The organism is Marinobacterium lacunae (assembly GCF_000705555.1).
GTDB classification, from domain to species: domain Bacteria; phylum Pseudomonadota; class Gammaproteobacteria; order Pseudomonadales; family Balneatricaceae; genus Marinobacterium_D; species Marinobacterium_D lacunae.
Map to the genome: position 1 here is coordinate 243,129 of NZ_JMQN01000018.1, position 16,756 is coordinate 259,884.

Here is a 16,756-nt window from a genome sequence, read left to right on the forward strand (position 1 = left end):
TAGAGTCCTGTTGCCACGTGCAGATTAATCCGGATTCCAGACCGGCTGTATTTCAGCCAAGCCGACCGAATATCTCTGCTGACGCGTTCGAATAATGCCTTCCGCACGCGCAAAATCGCCGCAAAAAATGGCGGGACAGTATATAACGTGTGTAAATTTTGTTCGACAATTTTTCCTGCATGAAGCCCCGCCTTCCTGCCAGCCTCAAGGGACTTGAACATCAGCCTGCATCGCCCTCCAGAGCGTACTTCACCTCGTCATAGCCAAAGCCCCTACCAAGGAGATAGCGAGTCCTCCTGGCGCGTTCTTTCGCATCTGCGGGAGGCTGCTCTCCGAATTTTCGAACGGCCTGTCGATGTGCCGATTCAAACCAATCGGCTTCAAGTTCGCAAAGCGTAGCGTCGGTCAGTGTAGAAGGGATTCCTTTCTGCTGCAGATCGTAACGTATGCGTCGCTCGCCATACCCCTGCTCGTAACGCTGACGCGCCTGACTCATGGCAAAGCGGCTATCGCTCTGGTAGCCGTTTTCCTGCATCCGATCGAGCACTCTCTCCAGCATATCACCGTCTTCAACGCGGCTACGCAGACGCGAGACCAGCTCACCTCTGCTGTACTCCCGCCGTGCCAGCAACTGAACCACCGCCTGCACCAGTGCCGACTCATCCTCGATCAACTTGGCTGAAGGTCGACCATTAAACATAAGCAGTCTCCATACCCCTGAATGTCAGACAACAAAAAAGGCCCCAGGGGGCCTTTTTTGACTATAGCATCAGCACCTTGAACGGTGTCAGAACTCCAGCTCGGCGTTCTTCTCGTCATCGGTAACCGCGGCGCTCTCTTTTGCCTTAGGCACATTGAGCAGTTCGCTGCGGATCGCCTGTTCAATCTCTTCAGCGATCTCGGGATGCTCTTCCAGATAGCGCGCAGCATTCGCCTTGCCCTGACCGATTTTGTCGCCTTTGTAGGCATACCAGGCACCGGACTTATCGACCAGCTTCTGCTGCACACCTAGATCGATCACCTCACCCATATGGTAGATACCGGCTCCGTACATGATCTGGAACTCAGCCTGACGAAATGGCGGCGACACCTTGTTCTTCACCACTTTGACGCGCGTCTCGTTACCGACCACCTCTTCACCCTGCTTCACTGCACCGGTACGACGAATATCCAGACGTACAGACGCGTAAAACTTAAGCGCGTTACCACCGGTAGTGGTCTCCGGGTTACCGAACATGACGCCGATCTTCATACGGATCTGGTTGATGAAGACCAGCAGACAGTTCGCCTGCTTGACGCTACCGGTCAGTTTACGCAGCGCCTGTGACATCAGACGCGCCTGAAGACCAACATGGGAATCGCCCATCTCACCTTCGATCTCGGCTTTGGGTACCAGCGCCGCGACAGAGTCGACGATGATCACGTCAACCGCGCCTGAGCGCACCAGCATGTCGGTAATCTCAAGCGCCTGCTCACCGGTATCCGGCTGGGATACCAACAACGAGTCCACATTAACGCCCAGCTTCTCAGCGTAGATCGGGTCCAGCGCATGTTCAGCATCGACGAATGCACAGGTTTTGCCCTGCTTCTGCGCCTCAGCGATAACCTGAAGCGTCAGCGTGGTCTTACCGGAAGATTCCGGACCGTAAATTTCGACGACACGGCCATACGGAAGGCCGCCAATGCCCAGCGCTATATCCAGACCAAGGGAGCCGGTGGAGACAGCCGGAATCGCCTCACGCGGTTGGTCACCCATACGCATGACCGCACCTTTACCGAACTGACGTTCAATCTGCGACAGTGCCGCATCAAGCGCTTTCTTTCTGTTATCGTCCATCTCTCAACCTTTCGTTGGGCCCGAAATAAATACTGTATGCTTAAACAGTATTATTCCAGAACCTGATCGTTTTGCAAGCCCACTGCGACTTCAGATCAAACAGGCAGATAGGCCATAAGGCCTTCCAGGGCCTGCTCTACCGCCTGACGGCGCACGGACTCGCGATCTCCATGAAAAAAACTCAGGCAACTGACCGTTGGCCGCCCCCGCACAGCCCATGCAAACCACACCGTGCCCACCGGCTTATCTTCGCTACCACCATCGGGACCGGCTATACCACTGATGGACACACTGATGTCCGCGCCGGTATTACGCAGCGCACCTTCAGCCATCTCAACCACAACCGATTCGCTGACAGCCCCATGAGCCTCCAGCGTCTCAGGCTTAACCCCCAGCATCTTCTGTTTAGCATCGTTGGAGTACGATACATAACCACCGACAAACCACTGCGAACTACCCGCTACAGCCGTGATGGCCTGCGCCACCCAGCCACCGGTACAGGATTCAGCTGTTGCCGCCGTCAATCCCGCGTTTTTTAACGCCTCACCCACCTGCTTTGCCAACGCTTCCATCACGCCTCCCTTCGGCCAGATTCCTGTTTCGGGTTACCTACCCCCGATCGATTCGCGTAGAATCGTGGTCCGGCTCAATTTTAGAACCATTAGAACGCCAGAAAACCCTCGATTCAATCCTCGAAATCCGGTTGAAGACAGCCCACTCTATGACAGCACAAGCCAATACAAACGCCAGCCACCACACCCCCATGATGCAGCAGTATCTCAAGATCAAGGCGGAGCATCCTGACCAGCTGTTGTTCTACCGAATGGGTGACTTCTACGAGCTTTTCTATGATGACGCCAAACGCGCCGCCAAGCTGCTCGATATCTCGCTGACCGCCCGCGGGAAGTCTGCCGGCGAGCCGATTCCCATGGCCGGCATCCCCTACCATTCCGCCGAGACCTATATCGCCAAGATCGTTCGTGCCGGTGAATCGGTCGTGATTTGCGAACAGGTGGGGGATCCCGCGACCAGCAAAGGCCCCGTCGAGCGTCAGGTAGCACGCATTGTGACCCCGGGAACGCTGAGCGACGAAGCATTGCTGGACGAAACTCGCGACAACCTGCTCACCGCCATCGATATTGATCAGGGGCGTTTCGGACTTGCGCTGGTGGATATCAGCGCCGGTCGGTTTAGCCTGCTGGAGGTCGATACGCAAGAGGGCATTATTGCGGAGCTCGAGCGTTTGCGCCCGGCCGAAATTCTCTACCCCGAACACAGTACTCTTAGCACCCTCCTTCAGGGACGTCGAGGCCTCAGGCCTCAGGCCCCCTGGCACTTCGAACAGGACACCGCCCGCCGCCTGTTGTGCCAGCAGTTCAACACGCAGGATCTGTCGGGATTCGGCTGCGACCACCTGCCGCTGGCGATCGGCGCGGCCGGGTGCCTGCTGCAATATGCCAAGGACACACAGCGCAGCGCACTGCCCCACATCCGCCGCATGCAGGTCGAGCAGCGCGCTGAAGCCGTACTGCTCGATGCCTCAACCCGACGTAATCTTGAGCTCGACCAAAACCTCTCCGGCGGTACCGACAACACGCTGGCGTCCGTTCTGGACAAAACCCGCACACCGATGGGCGGGCGCATGCTCAGGCGCTGGCTGCACAGACCTTTACGTAATCTGAATACGCTTCTGGCCCGGCAAAACGCGATAGGCTGGCTCAGGAACGGTTTTCATTTTGAAGCCATCTCGGAGACGCTGCGCCCGGTTGGTGATATGGAACGCATACTGTCGCGCGTCGCGCTGCGCTCTGCCCGCCCCCGCGATCTCGAGCGACTTAAGCTCGCGCTCGGCAACCTGCCTGCTCTGCAGGAGCAGCTGGCCGACAGTGACGCCCCGCGCATAGCAGAGCTTCGCCAGCTTATCGGGACCTTCCCAGAACTTGCCGAACTGCTCGAGCGCGCCATTATTGAATCGCCGCCGATGCTGATACGTGATGGTGGCGTCATTGCAGAGGGATTTGACGCAGAACTCGACGAACTGCGTGGCATGAGTGAGAACGCCGGCGACTACCTGCTTGAGCTGGAAGCGCGTGAGCGCAAGCGGACAGGACTGAATACGCTTAAAGTCGGCTATAACCGCGTGCACGGCTATTACATCGAGGTCAGCAAAGCTCAGGCGATAGATATGCCGGCCGAGTACCAGAGACGACAGACGCTCAAGAATGCCGAGCGCTACATCACACCTGAGCTGAAGACATTCGAGGACAAGGCACTCAGCGCCAAGGGCCGCTCACTGGCGCGCGAGAAGCAACTGTATGAAGAGCTGCTCGAAACGCTGGCCGCCGAACTCGCACCACTTCAGGACTGTGCCAGTGCGCTGGCCGAGCTCGACGTGTTGCAGAACCTCGCAGAGCGTTCCGAAACGCTGGACTATTCTGCACCGACGCTTGTTGATCATGCCTGCATTGAGATTGAAGGCGGCCGCCACCCTGTTGTGGAAGCGGTACTCGACACTCCGTTCGTGTCTAACGACCTAAAGCTTGAACCCGAACGGCGGATGTTGATTATCACTGGCCCCAACATGGGCGGTAAGTCCACCTATATGCGTCAAACTGCATTGATCACCTTATTGGCTCATATCGGCAGTTACGTACCCGCCACCTGTGCAACCATCGGCATCGTCGACCGCATTTTCACCCGCATGGGGTCGTCGGACGACCTGGCTGGCGGACGCTCAACTTTCATGGTGGAGATGACGGAAACGGCCAATATCCTGCACAACGCCAGCGATCGCAGTCTTGTGCTGATGGATGAGGTCGGGCGCGGCACCAGCACATTTGACGGTCTGTCTCTGGCATGGTCCTGCGCTGAGTTTCTGGCCCGGGAGGTTCGCGCCTTCACCCTCTTCGCCACCCACTACTTTGAACTCACCACACTGCCCGAGCAGTGTGACGGGGTACATAACGTGCACCTGACGGCCGTTGAGCACAATGACCATATCGTCTTCATGCATGAAGTACAGCAGGGGCCGGCCAGCCAGAGTTACGGTCTGCAGGTCGCTCAGCTCGCAGGCGTACCACCCCATGTCATCACTCAGGCAAGAGAGAAGCTCATACAGCTCGAGCAGGACACCCGGGCCGCCGATCTCAGACCTGCACCGACGCGTGAACAGATCGCCCAGGATAACCCGGTACAAAGCGACCTGTTCATTGCACCGGTGCCCTCGGAAGCGGAGCGCAAGCTTGCCCAAATAGACCCTGATGAATTGACGCCCCGCGCCGCACTTGAGCTACTGTACGAGTTGAAAAAGCTGGCACACTAACACCTTGCTGGCAGTAGATGTCTATACTGCCTTCAAATCGCCATAACGGGGAGAACGAGCGATGACCTATGTCGTGACGGAAAACTGCATACGCTGCAAATACACCGATTGTGTCGACGTGTGTCCTGTCGACTGTTTTTACGAGGGTCCCAATTTCCTTGTCATCCACCCCGATGAATGCATCGACTGCGGGCTCTGTGAACCCGAGTGCCCTGCCGAGGCGATTCTGTCCGAGGACGATTTAAGCGATGCGCAGCAACCGTTTGTAGCCTTGAATGCGGAATTAGCCGAAGCCTGGCCCAATATTAGTGAGCGTAAGGCACCGCTCGACGATGCCGAAGAGTGGAACGGTGTCGAGGACAAACTGAAGTACCTCGAGCGATAGACATAAAAACGGGGCCTGAAGGCCCCGTTTTCACATGACGGGTGGCTACTGAAGCAGATCTTCGCCACTCAAGCCATTTTTCTCCACGATCTCGCGCAACTTACGCAGCGCTTCCACCTGGATCTGGCGAACCCGCTCTCGCGTCAGTCCGATCTCCTTGCCAACCTGTTCCAGAGTCGACATCTCGTGTCCACGCAAGCCGAAGCGTCGAGACAGCACGTCAGCATGTTTCTCTGGCAGCATATCGAGCCACTTATTCAAGTTGCCGCTTATATTGGTGTTCTGAAGCAGAGTTTCCGGGTCACCGGCACCCTGATCAGCAATGGTATCAAGCAGTGACTTGTCTGACCCGCCACCGACGGGCGTGTCTACCGAGCCGATTCTCTCGTTCAACCCCAGCATGCGCTCCACATCCTCAACAGGCTTGTCGACCAATGTCGCGATCTCTTCCGCTGAGGGCTCGTGATCAAGCTTCTGAGCCAACTCACGAGAGGCACGAAGATAAACGTTCAACTCCTTGACGACATGAATGGGTAGCCGAATGGTACGCGTCTGGTTCATGATCGCACGTTCGATTGTCTGTCTGATCCACCAGGTCGCGTAAGTCGAGAAGCGAAAGCCCCGTTCCGGATCGAACTTTTCCACTGCGCGAATCAGGCCGAGGTTACCCTCTTCGATCAGATCCAGCAGTGACAGGCCTCGATTGATGTAGCGTCTGGCGATTTTGACCACAAGTCGCAGGTTGCTCTCGATCATGCGCTTACGCGCAGACTCATCGCCTTTAAGCGCCAGCCGCGAGAAATAGACCTCCTCTTCGGCCGTCAACAACGGCGAGAACCCTATTTCATTCAAATACAGCTGGGTCGCATCCAGTGTCTTGGCGTTGACCAGATCCTTGTGAGCCATACTGCCACGCCCGCGACCGCTATTGATGAACTCGGGCACCTCTTCGTCGTCCGACTCCTCCTCTTCATCCAGATCGGTGTCGTCGACGTCGTTAAGTTCCATGCTTTCATCGGAATCGATGTCAGGATCTCGTCCACTGCTCATCGCTCCGTACTCTTTGGTACTGACGGTTTCCATCTGATTACCCCCATGCGTGTCTGTCGTTACGCTGTTTTGCTTATTATTGTTTTATTGTTTTACGGGTAGATACTTCAGCGGATCTACTGGTTTACCGTCACGCCTGATCTCAAAATGCAGCATCGGACGGCTGGCTCCGGTATTGCCCATCTCGGCGATTTTGTCGCCTTTTTTCACACTATCACTTTCTTTCACAAAAATGCGACTGTTATGTGCATATGCACTCAGGTACTGTCGATTGTGATTCACTATCACCAGATTGCCATAACCCAGCAATCCGCTGCCAGCATATACCACACGACCCGAGGCCGCTGCGTACACTGGATCTCCGATTTTTCCCGCCAAATCGATACCCTTGTTCGGGCTTGACCCGTTGGAAAAACGTCCAATCAGCGCGCCACTGCTTGGCCACTGCCAATCGACGGGCCCGGAAGCCGAAGCAGCGGGCACAGGCTTTTGGGTCGTGGCTTGACGGCTGCTCTGTTTAGACGGGCTTGTTGAAGTAATTTGAGTCTCAGGGACCGATTTGGTTCCTGAGCTGGGAGCTGTGGAGCTATTGCCGCCCTTAAGGCGCAGCTTCTGTCCGGGGTAGATTGTGTAACGGCTATCGATACCGTTCATGCTGGCTAACTGGCGGTAATCGAGGCCATACCGCCAGGCGATCGAATACAGGGTATCGCCCTGCCTTACCGTGTAACGTGCAGGAGCCGGAGCATGGGAACGACCGCCGAGCGACTGCTCAGTCACCGGAGCATATCCACCGGAGCAGGCAGCCAATGCGAATACAGCAAGTAAAACGAACAGCCTCTGCAATCCGCGTGCTCCCCTGCGCACCCAACCTCCCCTAGCCGTTATGTCGATCCAGCAAAACAACCAACACCACGCCCACGGCCATCAGCACAAGTGCCGGCAAAAGAAGCGCCGCCTGACCTGTCAACTGGGTGAACACATCCGGCAACACGTTGCGCTGCAGTAACGGAACCGAGTCGCCATGCCGATCAATGGTGTAGGCCAGTGTGTATTTCCATGGCCAGACCTTATTCAGCGAACCCAGCATAAAACCACCGAGCAACGCGAGCACCAGTTTGCGGTGGTGATGAAACGCCCAGCTTAACAGGCGTGAAAAACTGATCAAGCCAACCGCACAACCGGCGGCAAACAATCCGATGTTATAGAGTTCGAAATGCTTTACCGCACTGAGTATCGGCGCGTACATCCCCATGAGCAGCAGGATGAAACTGCCGGATATGCCGGGCAAAATCATGGCGCAGATCGCCACCATGCCTGAACCGAACAGGGTAAATGCCGATATTGTCAGCGTTCCCGGCGTCAATGATGTGATGAGATAAGCTAACAGAGCACCGGTAAAGAAGATCAAGGTGTTACTTAGGTTCCAGCCTTGCACATGCCGCATCAAACTCCAGACCGATGCCAGAATAAGGCCAAAGAAGAACGCCCAGAGCAGGACCGGATATTGATCCAGCATGAAGAGCACAACCCGTGACAGGCTCAGTAGGCTTAACAGGATGCCGCCCAGCAGCGTAACCAGGAATGTGCCGTTGACATGGCGCCAGAACGCACCGATACCCTCTCGGTAAAGCACCATCAGTGCCTGCAGATCAAAGCTGCGCAACGTATCGATCAACTCTTCGTAAATACCGGTAATGAAGGCGACGGTACCGCCGGATACACCGGGAACCGCGTCAGCTGCCCCCATCATCATTCCTTTGCCAGCCAGCGCCAAATAATCCTTGGGTGTACGCACTTTGATTTCCATTTCGCTCAACGAACCACCCCTGCAAGCAACGGGACGAAGCGCACAGGCTCAAGAACCTCGCGCTCATACTGTTCTTCATCCACACGGCGGATCTTCATCAGAACCTGTCCCTGACCATCCCCTACCGGAATCACCAGTACACCACCGATACTGAGCTGATCCAGAAGTTCCTGAGGAACCTGTTCCGGTGCTGCCGTAACCATAATGCCATCGAACGGCCCCTTGTCGGGCCACCCCATACCGCCATCGGTATGACGAAACATCACATTGCGCAAGCGCAGCTGCTGCATGCGCTTTCGCGCCTTCTCCTGTAGCCCTCTAATGCGCTCGACCGTAAACACCTGATCGACGAGCTGCGCGAGGATCGCGGTCTGATAGCCAGAGCCGGTACCCACTTCAAGCACTTTCTCTTTTGGCCCATCTTCCAGCAACAACTCGGTCATACGAGCAACGATGTAAGGCTGGGAAATGGTCTGATTGAAGCCAATCGGTAACGCAGTATCCTCATAAGCGCGATGCGAAAGCGCCTCGTCTATGAAGATGTGCCGGGGGGTATCCCGCACCACGTTCAAGACTTTGTCGTTCTCGATACCCTGCTCTTTCAAGCGGGCGATCAGTCGATCGCGCGTTCGCTTTGAGGTCATGCCGATACCCTGAAACAGCACGTCGTTCAATTCAACTCCTCCAGCCAGAGCCCAAGGCTTTCCATACCGGAGTAATGGCTCATGTCGATCTGTAACGGTGTGACCGAAACATAGCCCTGCTCAACGGCATAGAAATCCGTCCCCGGATCGGCATCCGCAGCATCACCGGTTCCGGCGATCCAATAGCGGGTTCGCCCACGCGGATCCTGCACTTTCACCGGCGGCTCACCGGCAAATCGGTGCCCCAACCGGGTAACATGTATTCCTCGAATCTCTTCCAACGGCAGGTCCGGCACATTGACGTTAAGCACGGTGCGCGGTGCCACAACCAGTGATTCAAGCTTACTCACCAGCACACGCACGATCTCGGCAGCGGTTTCATAGTGCTGGGGATGGAAGCTGCACAGCGACACGGCGATGGGGGGCAAACGACAGTTTCGTCCCTCCATGGCCGCAGCCACTGTGCCTGAATAAAGCACGTCATCACCCAGGTTCGCGCCAGCATTGATACCGGACACCACCACATCAGGCTTGCGCTCAGCACTGAACAGCCCCGACACGCCCAGGTGTACGCAGTCTGTCGGCGTACCGTTGATGCTGATAAATCCGGATTCGTGGGTGTAGGCTTCCAGAGGACGATCCAACGTCAACGAGTTACTGGCACCACTGCGATTACGGTCCGGGGCCACTACGCAAACCGATTGCGCATCACGCTCCAGAGCCGACGCCAACGCCGCCAAGCCCGGCGCGTAAACGCCGTCATCATTCGAAATCAATATATGCATCGGGTGGGAATACTCCACTCGGGCCCTGCCCAATCAGGCTAGCGGCCCCGGGTTCGGGCGCTCCTTGTCGACACCGAGACCCTATCTCTTATCATTTAGCGCTTTCATTCCTGGCCCGACTGCTGCCATTTACAGAGCTCTCGCAACACGCTCGTTGCAAAGGCGCCTGCCGGCAGTTCGAAGGTCAACAGCCATTGTCCGTCACACTCACGCTCTATCGCAAGCTCGGCAGGTGACAACCTGAGTGCGCGCCGTTCCTGATTAAGCCCTAATGCAGCCAACTGGTCACACACCGTCGCCTGCTGCGCCAGCGCCTGCTGCTCAAAATCGCGCGCTACGCCCTGAGTCATGAGCTCCCCCCGCCCCCATAAGGGGCCGGTCAGATGCAGTTCCCCTGCCGCCATGCGTTTAGCAATATCGGGATCGCCATCATAAAGGAAGCAGCTCTGGCGGCCATTGATCATCAGCACATCACCGTCAAGTATCTCGCTCCATAACCCCTTCTCGATACGCTGAGACAACAGATGGTTAAACAGCCAAGAGCGCACAGCGGAGATATACAAGCCTTTTTTGTGTCGCTGACGCTCCTTGTACTGACCGGCTATCAGCGCCAGCCCTTTTTCAATATTGCCGTAGTGATGCCCGAAACGCTGTTCGCCAAAGTAGTTAGGCACGCCCACGCCAAGGCTGTCGAACCGCGCTTGCAGCTCTGCATCGTCAGAAACATCTCGAAGGCGCAGTACAAACCGGTTGCCACTTAGGGCTCCCAAACGCAACTTTCGACTGTGCCGTTCGGCGCGCAAAACCTCAATACTATCGCCGCCGAACAGCTTCCAGTTCAGGCTCGCACGGTGACCGGGCATATGCACACTGAACCATTGCTCCGTCACCGCATGACGGTCTTTTTTCCCCGCGTAGCTGACATCACGAGGACTGAGCTGGCAGAAATTCGCCAGCTGCCGGGCGACCCAGTCGGTGTTCTCGCCGCGTTTGCGAATATACAGAAACTGATGTTCCCCCTCTCCATCAGGCTCGAAGCCGAGCTGCTCAAACACCTGAAAGTCTTCGGGTTCGCAGCGCAGCCTGGCATGAACCGAAGGCTCACCGTTCAGATATACGGGGGGTTGCTGATACAGATTCAACGCTGGTCACTCTCCTGCTCGGGCTCGATCAGCTGGAAGAAGGTCTCCCCCTCCTGCACCATGCCCATCTCACTACGCGCCCGCTCCTCCAATGCCGCCATCCCTTTTTTGAGATCACGCACTTCGGCCTCCAGACGCTGATTACGTTCGGTCAGACTCTCGTTTTCGATCTGCTGCTGCTCAATCTGATCTTTAAGACTCCAGACCTGGCGCAGATTGGCCTCACCGAACCACAGTCTGTATTGCAGACCGAGAATCATGACCAGCAGTATCAATAGTAGAGCGCGATACACGTACGCCTCTTATATACTTGATCGTTTACACTTATCCCCGAAACCTTCTCTGCAAAGAAACGGAAGAGAAGACGAGTGATATCGTACATCCTGTACACAAAAAAGGGGCTGGTAAGCAGCCCCTTTTTTGCGAATCGGTTTATCAACCCTGGCCCTTGATCTCTTTAAGGCCGTTATAAACCGCCTTGTCACCCAGCTCTTCTGCGATGCGCAGCAGGCGGTTGTACTTGGATACACGGTCTGAACGGCACAGAGAGCCGGTTTTGATCTGACCTGCGGCAGTACCCACTGCCAAATCAGCAATGGTGGTATCTTCCGTTTCACCTGAGCGGTGCGAGATTACTGCTGTGTAACCGGCGTCCTTGGCCATCTTGATCGCATCCAACGTTTCAGACAGGGAGCCAATCTGGTTGAACTTGATCAGGATAGAGTTAGCGATACCCTTATCGATACCTTCCTTGAGGATCTTGGTATTGGTTACGAACAGGTCGTCACCGACCAGCTGAACCTTATCGCCGATTTTGTTAGTCAGCGCTGCCCAGCCAGCCCAATCGGACTCATCCATACCGTCTTCGATCGAGACGATCGGATAGTTGCGGGTCAGCTCAGCCAGGTAATCCGCAAAGCCCTCGGCATCGAACACCTTGCCTTCGCCGGACAGGTCGTACTGACCGCCCTTGTAGAACTCGGAGGATGCGCAATCCAGTGCCAGCGTCACGTCCTTGCCCAGCTCGTAACCGGCATCGGCGATCGCTTCCTTGATCACGACCAGCGCTTCTTCGTTTGACCCCAGGTTCGGTGCGAAACCACCTTCGTCACCCACCGCGGTATTCAGCCCCTTGCTCTGCAATACCTTCTTCAGCGCGTGGAAGATCTCGGCGCCGCAACGCAGTGCATCAGCGAAATTGGTTACACCAACAGGCTGAATCATGAACTCCTGAATATCGACGTTGTTGTCGGCATGCTCACCGCCGTTGAGGATATTCATCATCGGTACCGGCATAGAGAACTGGCCAGCGGTGCCGTTGAGTTCAGCGATGTGTGCGTACAGCGGAATACCCTTTTCAGTCGCTGCCGCCTTGGCCGCTGCAAGAGAGACCGCCAGAATGGCGTTGGCGCCCAGATTCGCCTTGTTCTCGGTACCGTCAAGCTCGAGCATCTTGTTGTCCAGCGCACGCTGATCGGCTGCATCCATGCCAACCAGAGCATCGCGGATAGTGCCGTTGACAGCCGCCACGGCCTTCAGGACGCCTTTGCCCAAATAGCGGGATTTGTCGCCGTCACGCAGTTCCAGCGCCTCGCGAGAGCCCGTGGATGCACCTGAGGGTGCACAGGCACTGCCGACAACACCTGATGAAAGGATTACGTCGGCTTCGACGGTGGGGTTACCGCGGGAATCGAGCACCTCACGTGCTTTGATATCAGCGATCTGAGCCATTCTCTTCTTCTCCAATTTTTCGCTTATTCTGCTGTCTGTTGCGCCTGACGCTCTAGAGCGGCTTTAATAAAGCCGGTGAACAGCCCATGGCCGTCACGTGGCGTAGAGGTAAACTCCGGGTGGAACTGACAGGCCACGAACCAAGGATGATCGGGCACTTCCACCACTTCGACGAGCTCGCCATCTTCCGAGCGGCCAGAGATGACCAGTCCGGCAGCTTCCAGACGTTCTGTGTAGTTATTGTTGAATTCGTAACGGTGACGATGACGCTCTTTGATGTCGATTCGACCATAGGCGTCTGCCACTCGGGATCCCGGCTTGAGATGACAGATCTGGGCACCCAGTCGCATGGTGCCACCGAGATCAGACTCTTCACTGCGGGTTTCAACCTCACCGCTGGCATCGGTCCACTCGGTGATCAGGCCGATGACCGGATGCTCACTCTGCGGGTCGAACTCGGTTGAGTTGGCATTGGCCAGGCCTGCCACATGACGGGCAAATTCAATCACCGCCACCTGCATACCCAGGCAGATCCCCAAATATGGCACACGGTTTTCGCGGGCATAGCGCACGGCACGGATCTTACCTTCGACACCACGTTCACCGAAGCCACCCGGTACCAAAATAGCGCTCACATCCTTGAGAATCTCGGCCCCTTCACGCTCGATACGCTCGGAGTCGATGTAATCGATCTTCACCTTCTTACGCAGGGTAATACCCGCGTGAGTCACCGCTTCAATCAACGACTTGTAGGCATCCAACAGCTCCATGTACTTACCAACCATGGCGATGCGGACTTCTCCTTCCGGATGCAGGAAGGCATCGGCGACGCGATCCCATTCACGCAGATCGGCGGCCGGGCAGCCAGCCAGACGAAAACGATCCACAACGATATCGTCCAGCCCCTGCTCGCTAAGCATGCGCGGAATCTTGTAAATGGTGTCGGCGTCCGGCAGCGAAACCACGGCGCGCTCTTCCACGTTAGTAAACATCGACAGTTTACGACGCGACGACTCGGGGATTGGCTGCTCGGAACGGCAGATCAGGATATCCGGCTGAATACCGATGGAGCGCAGCTCCTTGACCGAGTGCTGCGACGGCTTGGTCTTGGTTTCACCGGCTGTCGCGATGTAGGGCACCAGCGTCAGGTGCATGAACAGCGCACGGTTAGAGCCCAGCTCGACTTTCAGCTGACGCACCGCCTCCAAAAACGGCAGCGACTCGATATCACCCACTGTTCCGCCGATCTCCACCAGCGCAATATCGGCATCACCGGCGCCCTCAATGACACGACGCTTGATCTCGTCAGTGATATGCGGAATGACCTGCACGGTACCGCCGAGGTAGTCGCCACGGCGCTCCTTACGCAGCACGTGCTGGTATACACGACCGGTGGTGAAGTTATTGCGCTTGGTCATCGTGGTGCGGATGAAACGCTCGTAGTGCCCGAGGTCCAGGTCAGTTTCGGCGCCATCTTCGGTGACAAACACCTCACCGTGCTGGAACGGGCTCATAGTACCCGGATCCACGTTGATATACGGGTCCAGCTTGAGCATTGTGACTTTGAGGCCACGGGCCTCAAGAATAGCCGCCAGAGAAGCAGATGCGATGCCTTTGCCCAATGAGGACACAACACCGCCGGTGACGAAAATATAACGCGTCATGCGGAACCTGTAAGATCGAAAGTTAGGAGGGAAAACGTACTCAAGATGGGGCTACAGTCTACCAAAGCACCCGCCATCAGACAAACCAAAAGGTCGCCACAAAGGGGTTAATCCACCTTCAACCACACCTTCATGACACAGGCAGATTCCCGGCACGGCCACCAGGACTTCGTTCTGCCATAGTAGCGGCCACCCTGCCCGCAACCAGGGAGGCACTCCCGCCTCCTGCATCAGCTGCTTGAGACTGACCGATCCACCTCGCCCCAGAGGCCGAACCCGCTCTCCACCCTGACGATAGCCAAGACGTAATCTGGCCCCGACAGGCAACCCCTGGGATGCGCGTTGTTCAAAGCCCAGCACACCCTGGGACAGTCTTCGCTCACCGGGCTCGAGCGTAAACAAGAACGGTGCCTCTCGCTCCGGCAGTGCCGGCTGCAGGTAAAGGCACTCACGGTAGCGTCTGAGCCAGTATCCACCGAGTTTCAGTTCAGGCGTGCGATCACAGCCCGCACCGATAACCTGCTCCTCAACCCTGAACAGCTCATCTTCACTGAGCCAATGGCCGCTGACGCGATGAACCCAGAAGCGCAGCAGATTGCGTTGGCGCGCCCGACTCAATTCAGTCAGCGGTAAAAGTGGTAATTGCTCAGGAGATGACCGGATCTGACTCAAGTCCCCCTGAGCCATCTCATCCAGCAACTCACACGCCTCGGAGAGCTGCCGTGTCGTCGCTGTCACTCGCTGGTGTAATCGCGGCCAACGCCCGCGCAAAAGGGGCATGAGGTTGTGACGAACCCAGTTACGCTCGTATATCTCGCTGGCGTTGCTCGGATCCTCTATCCACTCCAGCCCCCGCTCTTTCGCCCAGCGCTCTATGACAGCACGCGACTGATCAAGCAGTGGCCGCGCCAACACGCCCTGCCCCAACGGGCGCATCCAGGGCATCGACGCCAAGCCTCGCACACCGGCGCCTCGCATCAAGCGCAAGAACAAAGTCTCGGCCTGATCATCGGCATGCTGCGCCAGCAACAGGCAATCACCGGGCTCTAGCACCTCTTCAAATGCCTGATATCGCGCATCGCGAAGATCGGACTCCGAGCCTGTGCCCGGATTTACGCAGATGCATCGATACGCAATATTCAGATGCTCACAGATCGCTTCACAACGCTTTGCCCACTCTTTCGAGCCACTCTGAAGCTGATGATCGATATGTAGAGCCAATAACCTTTCAGGCGGTAACTGCTGGGCGCAGAGCTCTAACAGAACCCTGGAATCAACTCCGCCGCTGAATGCAATCACCCAGCGGCGGATATGTGTTAGGTCCTTGAGGCGTTCTACGAGCAGGACAGGCAACTCAGCCATGGGCCCGCTCTATCACTGAATCAGTCGGTGAAACGACCATAGGACATCAAACGCGAATAGCGACGATCAAGCAGCTCATCGATTGGCATCTGCTGCAAGCGATCCAAGGTTTCGACCAGCTTCTGCTGCAGACTTGCCGCCATCAACGCGGGATCGCGATGAGCACCGCCAAGCGGCTCAGGAATGACCTGATCGACCAGACCCAACTCTTTCAGACGACCGGAAGTAATGCCCATCGCCTTGGCCGCGTCGGCTGCACGCTCGGCGCTCTTCCACAGGATCGACGCACAACCTTCCGGTGAAATAACCGAGTAGGTGGCATACTGAAGCATCAGTAGCTCGTCACAAACACCGATCGCCAACGCACCACCTGAACCACCTTCACCGATGACGGTGGAGATGATCGGTGTACGCATCTGCGACATTTTAGCCAGGTTAAAGGCGATCGCCTCGGACTGTCCGCGCTCTTCTGCATCGATACCCGGATAAGCTCCAGGGGTGTCGATAAAGGTCAGGATCGGCAGCTTGAAACGCTCGGCCATCTCCATGATGCGCAGCGCCTTGCGATAACCTTCAGGCCGCGGCATACCAAAGTTGCGCTTGACCTTCTCCTTCACTTCACGGCCTTTCTGATGGCCCACGATCATGACGGGCTTGTCGTCCAGACGGGCAATACCACCAACAAGCGCCTGGTCATCGGCGAAGTGACGATCACCGTGAATCTCTTCAAACTCTTCGAAGGCATGCTTCACATAATCGAAGGTGTAGGGACGCTTGGGGTGACGTGCCAGCTGAGAGATTTGCCAGGCAGACAGGTCAGCGAAGATACTTTGAGTCAGAGTGCGACTTTTATCCTTCAAGCGCCCGATCTCATCAGCAAGATTGAGATCTGCATTGTCTTCGCCTACCAGGCGCAGTTCATTGATTTTGGCTTCCAGCTCGGCAATAGGCTGTTCAAAATCCAGATAGTTAGGATTCATGCGCGTCTGCTTCTGCTCTTGTCATGTGTGTTGGGGCAAGCGCA

The 16,756-nt window shown here is 56.4% G+C and carries 16 protein-coding genes; 2 read left to right on the forward strand and 14 right to left on the reverse strand.

The window, feature by feature from the left end; genetic code table 11:
- Positions 1–220: 220 nt before the first annotated feature.
- From ADIMK_RS07975 to pncC, 3 genes are all read right to left on the reverse strand, one after another.
- Entirely contained in the window at positions 221–700 is a 480-nt protein-coding gene (locus tag ADIMK_RS07975; protein WP_051692691.1) for a regulatory protein RecX, read from the reverse strand.
- 87 nt (positions 701–787) lie between these two features.
- Complete coding sequence (recA, locus tag ADIMK_RS07980) at positions 788–1,837, reverse strand: recombinase RecA (RefSeq protein WP_036185950.1); 1,050 nt, start codon at positions 1,835–1,837, stop codon at positions 788–790.
- A gap of 95 nt (positions 1,838–1,932) precedes the next feature.
- Positions 1,933–2,409, reverse strand: coding sequence for a nicotinamide-nucleotide amidase (pncC, locus tag ADIMK_RS07985; protein WP_036185951.1), 477 nt, complete (start codon positions 2,407–2,409; stop codon positions 1,933–1,935).
- A gap of 149 nt (positions 2,410–2,558) precedes the next feature.
- On the opposite strand from pncC, the gene mutS reads away from it, so the two are divergent.
- Entirely contained in the window at positions 2,559–5,159 is a 2,601-nt protein-coding gene (mutS, locus tag ADIMK_RS07990; RefSeq protein ID WP_036185969.1) for a DNA mismatch repair protein MutS, read from the forward strand.
- A 61-nt stretch (positions 5,160–5,220) separates the two neighbouring features.
- A complete protein-coding gene (fdxA, locus tag ADIMK_RS07995) occupies positions 5,221–5,544 on the forward strand; it encodes a ferredoxin FdxA (protein WP_036185972.1) in 324 nt (107 codons plus the stop codon).
- 45 nt (positions 5,545–5,589) lie between these two features.
- Here the strand turns inward: fdxA and rpoS are convergent, their stop codons facing one another.
- From rpoS to accA, 11 genes are all read right to left on the reverse strand, one after another.
- Positions 5,590–6,627 carry an RNA polymerase sigma factor RpoS gene (gene rpoS, locus ADIMK_RS08000; protein ID WP_081849716.1) on the reverse strand — a complete coding sequence of 346 codons (1,038 nt, stop codon included), beginning with the start codon at positions 6,625–6,627 and terminating at the stop codon, positions 5,590–5,592.
- Positions 6,628–6,678: 51 nt separating this feature from the next.
- A complete protein-coding gene (locus tag ADIMK_RS08005; protein ID WP_036185974.1) occupies positions 6,679–7,440 on the reverse strand; it encodes a peptidoglycan DD-metalloendopeptidase family protein in 762 nt (253 codons plus the stop codon).
- 31 nt (positions 7,441–7,471) lie between these two features.
- The gene (locus ADIMK_RS08010; protein ID WP_156042845.1) at positions 7,472–8,404 is read right to left on the reverse strand and encodes a DUF368 domain-containing protein; all 933 of its coding nucleotides are present in this window, start codon (positions 8,402–8,404) and stop codon (positions 7,472–7,474) included.
- 5 nt (positions 8,405–8,409) lie between these two features.
- Positions 8,410–9,078 carry a protein-L-isoaspartate(D-aspartate) O-methyltransferase gene (locus ADIMK_RS08015; RefSeq protein ID WP_438267745.1) on the reverse strand — a complete coding sequence of 223 codons (669 nt, stop codon included), beginning with the start codon at positions 9,076–9,078 and terminating at the stop codon, positions 8,410–8,412.
- On the reverse strand, positions 9,075–9,833 hold the full coding sequence (gene surE, locus ADIMK_RS08020; protein ID WP_036185975.1) for a 5'/3'-nucleotidase SurE: 759 nt from the start codon (positions 9,831–9,833) through the stop codon (positions 9,075–9,077). The genes ADIMK_RS08015 and surE overlap by 4 nt, the downstream gene beginning before the upstream one ends.
- Before the next feature lie 104 nt (positions 9,834–9,937).
- On the reverse strand, positions 9,938–10,975 hold the full coding sequence (gene truD, locus ADIMK_RS08025; RefSeq protein ID WP_231517016.1) for a tRNA pseudouridine(13) synthase TruD: 1,038 nt from the start codon (positions 10,973–10,975) through the stop codon (positions 9,938–9,940).
- Entirely contained in the window at positions 10,972–11,268 is a 297-nt protein-coding gene (gene ftsB, locus ADIMK_RS08030; RefSeq protein WP_036185976.1) for a cell division protein FtsB, read from the reverse strand. The genes truD and ftsB overlap by 4 nt, the downstream gene beginning before the upstream one ends.
- Before the next feature lie 142 nt (positions 11,269–11,410).
- Positions 11,411–12,706, reverse strand: a complete 1,296-nt coding sequence (gene eno / locus ADIMK_RS08035) for a phosphopyruvate hydratase (protein ID WP_036185977.1) — start codon at positions 12,704–12,706, stop codon at positions 11,411–11,413.
- 23 nt (positions 12,707–12,729) lie between these two features.
- A complete protein-coding gene (pyrG, locus tag ADIMK_RS08040; RefSeq protein ID WP_036185979.1) occupies positions 12,730–14,370 on the reverse strand; it encodes a CTP synthase in 1,641 nt (546 codons plus the stop codon).
- A 51-nt stretch (positions 14,371–14,421) separates the two neighbouring features.
- A complete protein-coding gene (tilS, locus tag ADIMK_RS08045; RefSeq protein ID WP_051692693.1) occupies positions 14,422–15,732 on the reverse strand; it encodes a tRNA lysidine(34) synthetase TilS in 1,311 nt (436 codons plus the stop codon).
- A gap of 20 nt (positions 15,733–15,752) precedes the next feature.
- Positions 15,753–16,712 (reverse strand): acetyl-CoA carboxylase carboxyl transferase subunit alpha, encoded by a 960-nt coding sequence (gene accA / locus ADIMK_RS08050; protein ID WP_036185981.1) that lies wholly within the window; start codon positions 16,710–16,712, stop codon positions 15,753–15,755.
- Between the last annotated feature and the right edge of the window lie 44 nt (positions 16,713–16,756).